This is a genomic window from Streptococcus sp. HMSC073D05 (assembly GCF_001812015.1).
Classification (GTDB): domain Bacteria; phylum Bacillota; class Bacilli; order Lactobacillales; family Streptococcaceae; genus Streptococcus; species Streptococcus parasanguinis_D.
In genome coordinates this window covers 198,322-208,293 of the sequence record NZ_KV807483.1, presented here as the reverse complement: position 1 = coordinate 208,293, position 9,972 = coordinate 198,322, and the positions used below count along the sequence as shown (strand labels likewise).

At 34.6% G+C, this 9,972-nt stretch carries 10 protein-coding genes and 1 pseudogene; 8 read left to right on the top strand and 3 right to left on the bottom strand.

Going from position 1 to position 9,972, the window contains the following annotated elements:
• Positions 1–218: 218 nt before the first annotated feature.
• Positions 219–1,067, bottom strand: coding sequence for a helix-turn-helix domain-containing protein (locus HMPREF2832_RS02210; RefSeq protein ID WP_070505395.1), 849 nt, complete (start codon positions 1,065–1,067; stop codon positions 219–221).
• A gap of 1,326 nt (positions 1,068–2,393) precedes the next feature.
• Here HMPREF2832_RS02210 and HMPREF2832_RS02205 point away from each other — a divergent pair.
• The 5 genes from HMPREF2832_RS02205 to HMPREF2832_RS02185 all read left to right on the top strand — a co-directional run bounded on the left by HMPREF2832_RS02205 (position 2,394) and on the right by HMPREF2832_RS02185 (position 6,643).
• A complete protein-coding gene (locus HMPREF2832_RS02205) occupies positions 2,394–2,690 on the top strand; it encodes a lactococcin 972 family bacteriocin (RefSeq protein WP_070505393.1) in 297 nt (98 codons plus the stop codon).
• A gap of 102 nt (positions 2,691–2,792) precedes the next feature.
• The gene (locus HMPREF2832_RS02200; protein WP_070505391.1) at positions 2,793–4,808 is read left to right on the top strand and encodes a bacteriocin-associated integral membrane family protein; all 2,016 of its coding nucleotides are present in this window, start codon (positions 2,793–2,795) and stop codon (positions 4,806–4,808) included.
• 1 nt (position 4,809) lies between these two features.
• Entirely contained in the window at positions 4,810–5,442 is a 633-nt protein-coding gene (locus HMPREF2832_RS02195; RefSeq protein ID WP_023919434.1) for an ABC transporter ATP-binding protein, read from the top strand.
• Positions 5,443–5,850: 408 nt separating this feature from the next.
• A complete protein-coding gene (locus HMPREF2832_RS02190) occupies positions 5,851–6,039 on the top strand; it encodes a hypothetical protein (protein WP_000171299.1) in 189 nt (62 codons plus the stop codon).
• A complete protein-coding gene (locus tag HMPREF2832_RS02185) occupies positions 6,032–6,643 on the top strand; it encodes a Fic/DOC family protein (protein WP_070505390.1) in 612 nt (203 codons plus the stop codon). The genes HMPREF2832_RS02190 and HMPREF2832_RS02185 overlap by 8 nt, the downstream gene beginning before the upstream one ends.
• 179 nt (positions 6,644–6,822) lie before the next feature.
• Here HMPREF2832_RS02185 and HMPREF2832_RS02180 read toward each other — a convergent pair whose 3' ends face one another.
• Positions 6,823–7,578 (bottom strand): SDR family NAD(P)-dependent oxidoreductase, encoded by a 756-nt coding sequence (locus HMPREF2832_RS02180; RefSeq protein ID WP_070505388.1) that lies wholly within the window; start codon positions 7,576–7,578, stop codon positions 6,823–6,825.
• A gap of 284 nt (positions 7,579–7,862) precedes the next feature.
• Between HMPREF2832_RS02180 and HMPREF2832_RS02175 the strand changes: the two genes are divergently transcribed.
• From HMPREF2832_RS02175 to xerC, 3 genes are all read left to right on the top strand, one after another.
• Entirely contained in the window at positions 7,863–8,225 is a 363-nt protein-coding gene (locus tag HMPREF2832_RS02175) for a MerR family transcriptional regulator (protein WP_070505386.1), read from the top strand.
• 77 nt (positions 8,226–8,302) lie between these two features.
• Positions 8,303–8,509 carry a helix-turn-helix transcriptional regulator gene (locus tag HMPREF2832_RS02170; RefSeq protein WP_051385333.1) on the top strand — a complete coding sequence of 69 codons (207 nt, stop codon included), beginning with the start codon at positions 8,303–8,305 and terminating at the stop codon, positions 8,507–8,509.
• A gap of 71 nt (positions 8,510–8,580) precedes the next feature.
• Complete coding sequence (xerC, locus tag HMPREF2832_RS02165; RefSeq protein ID WP_070505384.1) at positions 8,581–9,798, top strand: site-specific integrase; 1,218 nt, start codon at positions 8,581–8,583, stop codon at positions 9,796–9,798.
• Here the strand turns inward: xerC and HMPREF2832_RS10110 are convergent.
• Positions 9,788–9,926, bottom strand: a pseudogene (locus HMPREF2832_RS10110) (IS30 family transposase); the annotation flags it as partial. The gene xerC and the pseudogene HMPREF2832_RS10110 overlap by 11 nt on opposite strands.
• Positions 9,927–9,972 lie beyond the last annotated feature (46 nt).

Below are 9,972 nucleotides of genomic sequence, written 5' to 3'. Positions count from 1 at the left end.
AAAAAAAAACCAAAATGTTAGATGAATTCTAACATTTTGGGTGCAATTTAAAATTATTATTTATTAAATTAAATGATCATTCTTTCTATTGCTTAACTAGCTGATCTAATGGGATAATGTATAGATTTCTATCCCTTACCCAATATCCATTGAGCATGCACAGAATAACATGTTGATTGTATCTTCAAACTGTTTTATGACTGAATCCATTTAGAAACTCATTTTTTGAAAAAGCGCTTAACATCTGATTGACATGCTTCCAATAGTGTTTGTTCATCCGTTAATTCGAGTAATTGCAATCCTTCATCGACCAACTTTTTATCAGTTAAACAAATTCCTAGTGTCACTTTAGCATTTCCTAGAAAATCATATCGCTTACTTTTTTGGGCCGTATCTAACAATAGATAACTGATACTAGTACACTTCTCCATCAAACCATTCCACAGAAAAATACTAGCTAAATTAGAGAGTAATTTATACTTGGTGGGAAGAATCTCTGTATAATCAGAGCAATCATTCAGCCTATCTATAACTTCATCACAGATAGAAATCACTGTTTCTAGTGGAAGTGTGAATAAAATAACGACAATTAATTTGAGGTCACTATGATACCAGACATCCTGATTTTTAATTTCGTTCCATGCTTCCGTGGCCATCGTTCTTACCTTCTCATCTGGACCAGATTCTCTTAAACAAAGAATGACCTCTACTCTCTTTAGTATATTTAACACAGGAATATCATTAGGATGTTTTTTTAAATAAGCTACACTCTTATTCTTCAGTTCCAATAATTTATCATTTGATTGGTAGGCATTGTTATCTTCTGCTAATAAGATAATTTCTTCTCTATCGGAGTGGTGGTAGGAATGGCATATATATCGAAATTCTTCGAAATCTAGGCCAACTTGCTTTAGAAGATGCTCCATGGACTCAAAACTAGGTACCACTTGGTTCGATTCAATACGCGATAAATGCGCTCTTGAAATGTAACCCTGGCAAACTTCCTCTTGACTAATATGTTTTGATTTCCGTATTTTTTTATAGATCGTACCGTAATCCCAACGCATAACAACTCCACCTCTAATTATGTGTATATATGTGACATTTTTACATTTCGATATATATTTAGTATATCATATATATTAAAGAAAGAGGTGGAAAACGTGAAAAAATCACTATTTATTTATTCTTTATAGCATCACTCCCACTCTTCAACTTGTTAGATATTTGGAGATGGTGGGGATTTCATTAATTGAAAGGAGATAACTAGGGGACAGATTTGTTAGTATTAGAACTTTACTATCTAACAAAATACTGTATATGAAGATTGATTTTTCGTTTCAAGAGGATACAAAATAGATTTGAAAAACATAGGGAAAACTCAATTAATTTAAGTAAGGAAACTCGTTTTTCTATATAGCATCCCACTGTACAAAATAACATTAGGAGGGTAACTATAAAAAAATAATTAAAAAAATTACTTTTTTATCGCTATTATCTACACTAGCTCTCCCCTACTTACTTTAACGGTAAGTGTAAATGAAATAATTCCTAACAATAAAAGTGCTCTAATAAAAACAGAAGACCGTAGAGCTATAGGCGCTACAGCAATCTTTTTTGGAGGAATTTTTGTTGGTTGGGTTATAGATGGAACAATAACGTATGTGACAGGAAAAGCGCCTTCGGAATGAGTTGCTTGGGGATTACGTAATATTCACAATTATATTTTACAACAAGTAAGAAACGGCGCAAGACAAGTTGTAATTCCCAAAAGTGGTCCGTACACATGTCCTGGAGTCGTAATCGACCATTCAGGGAGGTGTCCATAGATGAATAAAAGAAGCTTCAAAAAAATGTCTCTAATATTTATTTTAGGTATCATTGTAGGTCTATTCTTAATCCCATTACTTAGACCACTTATAGTTGATTGGCTAAAAACTATATTTGGTTAATAGTAACGATAACCTTATTTAACAAAAAAGTTTTCCCTTTTATTTTTTAATAGCATTATTTTGACAAATTAACTTCCACGTTTATTGGCGGTAGAAGTTGGTTTGAGAATTTAGCACTTTGATGACCTTAGATCCTTATAATCCTACACGTACAGGTATGACTTTTAGTTTTAGATATTCTCATTAGTTTAATTAAAGGAGATCCGTGTTATGGTAACGGATAAAATGCTTTCATAGCTAACCAACTGTTGAAAATTATGAGTTACAAAATCTAAAGTATTTAAGATTGGTTTATAAAATTAGGTCTCTGTCTGTAGAAAGGAACGTGCAGTTAGAAAGGAGGAAAAAATAGGATACTATAATTCAGACTGAGATTCCTAATTAAAATGTGTAGTTGCATTTCGCTCATTTTCATAATATTTCATTCAGAGGAGTAATAATATGTTAAAAATTAGAAAAGTAGTTGCATCATCCCTTGTCGTTTTGGCATTTAGTTTGGCTTCTCCTGTTTTGGCATTTTCTCACCGTGGTGGCGAGTGGAACTATGGAGGCCATCATGATCCAAATAATTGGGGAGCATATTCGAATTATTATCATGGTTCACGGTATCACTGGGCCTATGTTGGAAGTAGTGGACGTAAAAATGAAAAAACAGTTTATGCAGGAGAACATAGTGCGGCCTATGCGTTTGTTAATACAAATTTTGGGGAGCAAGTTACATTTGATGCGGGATGGTAAAGAATAATTGAAGAAGATTCTTTTATCAATAGTTTAGTAAGCTTGTTAGTTTATAGGGGGCAGGGGTATTTCTGCCCTCTATTTTAGAATAAGGAATGCACTATGAAAAAATTATTTATACTCATATCCAACCTGCTTGCTAGTTTGTTCTTTGTTTGGGTATTTACCATTTGGACTGATACATATGTCTCCCATTATTACCCCAACGTTGTTGTACGTGATTCTTCCCCTGAAACAACTTTTCAGCATGTTGCTACACGCTTGGAAAAACTAGCAGAAGAAACGGATAGCTTTATTGCGATTCAACACCAAGATATTAACTCAGAAGGTACTACAGTTTTTTCTTATACGACCTTTGGGAACGGAAAGTTGCCTGATGGGCTCCAGGAAAAAAATCTAGAAGATGCTCAAAGTAGTAGTGTTGAAACAAACTATTTTGTATTCGATGGACACCTAGATATTCACTTGCTAAGGGAGGAGCTAAGTCAACTTGGCTTGACTAACATGCACCTGATAATTCCATCTAAACTATCTACGTTAATGGCTATCTTTAGTAACGGATTTCAGTTAATCAGTCTATTGATTTTCATCTTAACCTTTGTAGCACTGACTTTAATTAGTCAAATTAGCCAATTACGGTCGTCGGGCATTCGCCTCATTTCAGGAGAGAAACGGTGGTCCATTTTCCTTAGACCAGTTGGTGAGGATTTGAAAGGGATAGCTATTGGTTTCAGTTTAGCTGGCGTGCTCGCCATTCTTATGCAAAAAATTCTGTCGCTTCCAACGCAATCCCTAACGACCATAGGAGAAGGCTTGCTCAGTTATAATCTCATCTTGTTGTCGATCTCCCTGTTTTTCGCTCAACTCTTCGCAGTTGGGATAAAAAAGATACACCTGATGCAGATTATAAAAGGGCAAGTGCCTGTCAGAGGAATCATTAGTTTGATTTTAATCGGTCAACTATTTGCGATTATTATTGTAACGCTGGGAATAGGGAGTAGCTTAAAGTATTCCCAAGCCTGGCAACAGCATCGGATTGGACAAGAGGTTTGGAGTCAGGAAAGGCAACTGATTATCCTATCTATCAGTCGTGACGGAACGAGTCCTGGTTTTGATGAACAAGCTCAAAGGAAACTCAGAACTTGGTATCAATTGATGGATCTGGCTGTTTCAGAACAAAAGGCTTTCTTATCTAGACACCAGTTAATTGAACGTACTTTGCAAAATGGCATGGCTTCCTCCAAAAACTTGACAACCTCTACAGAATGGCACGATTACAGCCCGAATGGCAATGTCCTTATCGTCACACCGCAATACTTGGAGCGTCAAAACATTCCTGTAGATACAACTATTGAGCAAAAGATGAATCACCTTGATGTAGGGGAGTTTGTCTTATTGCTGCCTGAACACCTCCGTTCAGAGGAAGAACATTATAAATCTGTTTTTGAAGACGACTTAACCAGTCGCATGTCTAGTCAAGATGAACGACAGCAAATGACTGCTACGGTTGGTTATTTGGAATCAGGTCAGGATCGATTTGTGTATAATACGACCCCTATTTCTTACCAGCAGTTTTTGAAAGATCCAATCATCATTGTTATAACACCCCAATCAACTGGTCCACAGTCCATTTTCTTTTGGGTAGACGCAGTACAGAACTACGTTCTCTTTAATCAATTGTCTGATGCCCAGGAGCTTATCCAGAGACAAGGCATTGAAAATTGGGTCTCAGAAATGCAAACAGGTTACCACAACTACATCACATTATTGGATAATATCCAGAGGGAACTTTGGGTAATGCTAGCAGGAGCTGTGCTTGGGATTGCAACTTCAATCTTGTTGTTTAACACTATGAATAGGCTCTACTTCGAAGAATTTAGACGTGCCATTTTTATCAAACGCATTGCAGGTCTCAGGTTCTTAGAAATCCATCGCACTTATCTCTTTGCTCAACTGGGTGTGTTTTTACTGGGATTTGTTGCGAGTGTATTTCTTCAGGTAGAGATAGTAGTTGCTTTCTTAGTCTTGTTACTCTTTACTGGTCTATCTCTTTTACAGTTACATGTCCAAATGCAGAAAGAAAACAAGATGTCCATGCTTGTTTTGAAGGGAGGTTAATATGATTGAACTTAAACAGGTGAGTAAATCTTTTGGAGAACGAGAGTTATTTTCGAATCTTTCAATGACATTTGAGGCTGGAAAAGTCTATGCCTTAATTGGTTCAAGTGGTAGCGGAAAAACAACCTTGATGAACATGATTGGGAAATTAGAATCTTATGATGGGACGATTTTTTACCGAGGTAAAGACTTGGCCAAATATAAATCGAGTGATTTTTTCCGTCACGAATTGGGCTACCTCTTCCAGAACTTTGGCTTAATTGAAAACCAAAGTATTGAAGAAAACCTTAAGCTAGGTCTCATTGGTCAAAAGTTGAGTCGGTCGGAACAGCGGTTGAGGCAGAAGCAGGCTTTAGAACAGGTCGGCCTGGCTTATCTTGACTTAGATAAGCGCATCTTTGAGTTATCGGGCGGAGAATCGCAACGGGTTGCCTTGGCAAAAGTTATCTTAAAGAATCCACCCCTTATTCTGGCAGATGAGCCAACAGCTTCAATAGACCCAGCAAACTCTCAGTTGATTATGGAGATTTTGCTATCTCTTCGAGATGATAATAGGCTAATCATTATCGCAACACATAATCCGGCAATTTGGGAGATGGCTGATGAAGTGATCACGATGGATCGTTTGAAATAAAAATCCTTGTTTTTAATTGCACGATGAGTTACTGAAATATTATCATGAATCAATAATTGGAGTTAATTTAGAATTGTACTTTATTAATATTGAGCTCACTTTTTCTTGATAAAGGAAGAAATAGTGGAGAGGAAGTTAGAATGAAAAAATTCGACAATTATATTATTGAGAAGCCTTGCGATTCTAATTCAGATAAATTGCAAAAAATCTTAATAATTGAAAGTTTGGTAGATGATATTTTGCAATTTTCTCTCAGAATCAATAATAGTGTAGGAGAGATTTTCCTCCTACAACCGTTTCATAAGTATTAATCTATACGCTTACATATATCTTTTGGTCTCTATCCCTTTAGGTAAAAATACCGATTTTATGGTATAATAAAGATAACGTTATACAAGGAAGTGTGCCATGACTCTTGATGTAAATAAAGAAGAATTAACAATTTTAGGGATTCCCTTTGATAACTTTTCAGATTTCGATACCGTCTGGTATGCTATTGGGTCATCAATGATTGAAAATTATGAACCTACTGTTCAAGATGTGATTGATTTAAAAACTTATGTTATCAACAAACGAAAGGAATTGAATATTGGTTAAAAATCAATACGAAGGCTATGAGTACATTGACCCCAACCACCAATATACCTATCCAAATTCTACAGTCTTAATCAACAAACAAAATATTACAAATATTGAAGAAGCCTACCGGAATGAGCATTCATTCGTTACTAGAAGGCTTGCAGACTTGCGCTTGAAAACCATAGAAGTCTACTCCATTAGTGATATTTTAGCCATTCATAAATATTTATTTCAAGATGTCTATGCTTGGGCGGGACAATTTCGCAAGGTGAATATCTCAAAAAATGGGAATCCTTTTATGTCAATACAATCTTTCAGTACTGCCCAAGCATATATAAACCGCCTTATTCATACCTATTATCAAACTGCTAATTCAAAAGATGAGATTATTAAACAATTAGCAAAAATTCTTGATAATCTTAATTATTTCCATCCCTTTCGAGAAGGGAATGGACGAACTCAACGAGAAGTCATTCGTTCCTTAGCATTATCAAAAGGATACTCTGCACAAATACGCGTGGAACAAGATGATGAAGTTTACAATCTTTATATGGATGGGACAGTCTATGGGGACTTAGGAAAGTTAGAAGAACTACTTGGTAAAATACTGGAAAAATTGTAAATTAATCTACAAAAACACTTGTATTTTTTTAAATATCCTAAATATCACAGAAAATTATAACTTACTCAAAACTTAAAGACAAAAAGCTTCTGAAATCTAACGTTTCAGAAGCTTTCTTCTTATCATAAAACGACTGCAACTATTAATCGATACCACATTATCTATATTTATTAAAATAATTAATGTTTAAGTAGTGGTCCGCTAAGATGAAATTCAAAATTTGTAACATCAACTAAACCAACAACTTTGTCACTTTGATATAATTCCATCAAAAATTTTGCCATCTCTTCACTTGTGTGATATTTAGCAAAATGCTCATCATAATCATATTCTTTAGAATCTGTAGCAACTTGACCGAATTCCGTTTTTGTGGCAGCTGGAGCTAAAACCTTAGCTTTTAATTGATGTTGATTTGCCTCTAGTTCCAATGCCAAGCCTTCTGTAAAAGCACTGACATAAAATTTACTTGCACAGTATGTAACTGCATTTGGAACCATCATGTATCCGCCTCTAGATGATAAGTTAATCAATTGAGCGCCTTTACAATCTTTATAATCTCTCACATATAGAGTTGATAGAATTGTTAAAGCTTCAATGTTTAGATGGATTAAAGTTATTATCTTTTCTAAATCTTGAGATTCAACCTTATCATAATTTCCAAAACCAGCATTATTTATTAGAGTAGTAATGTGATATTTTTTCAAGCTTTCATAAAGAGCAAAAACATTACTGGACTTCGATAAATCAACAACTTTAATAACAACATCTAAATCCGGATAATGGTTCAAAATCTCTTGCTTCAATTTTTCTAGTCGTTCTTGACGCCGAGCAATTAAAATAAGATTCGTTCCTAATTTTGCAAATTGTCTTGCTGTCTCCGCTCCTATACCAGCACTGGCTCCAGTAATACAAGTATAATTCTTCGTTTGTTCCATACTATTTTCTCCTTTACAGATTGCTATTTGCATTTTTTATAAGAGTCGCTGCTCCCATCAAGGTTCTTGACAGCCTTATCACTAAGCCCCTCTGGAGCTCTCTATTCCTTCAAACCAATTTTTCGTCTATATGGTATTACCTCCTCTCCTAGCTTTATATCAAATTCCTTTGATGCTATGTATTTTACATAGTAAAGTGCACTTTATGTCAAGAGAAAACTGAAAATTTTTTGATTTTTTAAAAATTATGCTAAAATAATAAAAAAAAGGAGGGGGAAAATATTATGGCTCACTATTCTATTGGAGAATTTGCTAAAAAAACTGGACTTTCTATTTCCACACTTCGATACTATGAGCAAGAAAAATTGATTTACTCACACAGAGAAGAAAATAATCGTAGATACTATGATGACTCTGATATAGCGTGGACTCAATTCATTATTAGATTAAAAAAGACGGGAATGTCTATTAAAAATATGCAAGAATACGCTGACCTAAGATATAAAGGAGACTCCACAATTCCTCAACGACTTAGACTACTATTTTTTCAACTTGATGAACTTCATAAGCAACAAACTGAAATTAACCAACATATTGATTTTCTTGAAAAGAAAATTAAAACTTACCTGGGTATTAATTCAAATTAACACCATTATGACTTTTTTATATAAAAAAAGGGTTGAAAATGAAATTTCAATCCCTTTTTGTTAACTTTTTGACATAAATTAGCATAGAAAATGAAATAAAGAATAAATTGGATGGTAACAACATTGAAAGTCCATTCTTGAACAAGCAACAAGCTTGTAAGTATCAAGGAATTGCCAATAATACGCTTGATTCTTGGATAAAAAAGGGGTTACCAGTTATTCGAGTTGGAAAAACTGTCCGCTTTGATAGAGCCGAACTCAATCAGTGGTTACAAAATCAGTAGCATTATAACCGTGGTTTGATATAATTAAGCCACGGTATTTTTCTAGCTCAATTCAAAAAAAGGAGAATACTATGTCAATTACAAAAACTAAAAATGGAACTTATCGCTTACGTGTTTATATTCCTGAGGAAGTTAAGTCTTCACTAGGTGTTGATAAGAAAGTGATTGAAAAACGTTTCAAACTAAGGAGTGAGGCTAAAAAATACGAACTTGAATTACAAAACAGGATTGATAAAATTTTAAGCGGAGATTCAACCTCATTGGAAACAAATGGTTCAATCCTCTTTTCCGATTTTTATCAAAACGTTTGGTGGGAATCCTACAAAGCAGGTCAGACTACTTCTACTGCTAAACCACCTTCTCAAGCAACCATAGTTGGAACAGAAATTGCTTTTCGAAAACACATCTTACCCTTACTTGGGAATTATTCAATAGACTTTCTTAATCAAAATAAGCAAGTTGTACTAAATCTATTGACTCAAAAGGCTGAAGAATATGCAAATTTCAAAGTTATCAGGAGCTACGTTAACTCTATCTTTGACTGGGCAGAAGAATTAGAGTATATCGAAACTAATCGCCTATCAAAAACTATAAGCCGTATCAAAGCCACTAAGAAAATCAAGCTACAGGAATCTAAAAAAGATGAAGATTTATATCTATCTCAAGAAGAACTTCAAGCATGGTTTACAGCTTTTGAAGAAGATTTAAAAAATGACAAACTCCTGTTCAAAGATTATGTGTTATTCTATACAACTTTTTTCTTAGGAGATAGAAAATCTGAAAGCTACGCTTTGCAATGGAAACATATTGATTTCAAAAATCAACAAATTCAATTGGTTCAAGCCTTAGATCGATATAAAAATCAAAAGTCAACTAAAGGGAATAAAAAGACGATTTTTTCGATTCCACAAGAACTTACCGACTTGTTAAATTCTTGGAAGAAGCAACAAAAATCTGAACTGGCTTCATTTAACATCATGCAAACTCCTGAACAGTATGTTTTTACGTATATTGATACAAAGGGAAATGTAAACAGTTGTCTCCATGCTGATTATCTTAACAACAAGATGAAATCTGTTAAGCGTCGTCATCCAGAACTCGCACATGCAACCCCTCATAAATTACGACATACAGGAGCTACACTCGCTAAACAGGCTGGAACCTCTATGGAAGCTATTTCTGAAGCACTCACTCATAGTGATACGATTACAACTAAGACTTATGTGAATACTTCAAACGTAATCCCAATGGCTGTTGGAGAAATTGCCTTTCGTAATCTTAAAAAGTAATGGTGTGAATTTGTCTTGGTCTTTCATTGGTAGCATTTGTATAGTCCTCTAAAAGATTATGATTTAGTTCTTTTAACAAACTCCTCTTTTGGAATGAACTCTCTTAGTAGTCCATTGAAGTTCTCATTTTAATTTTCATAAAATCATGACCACCCGTCAAACGGGTGGTTTGTA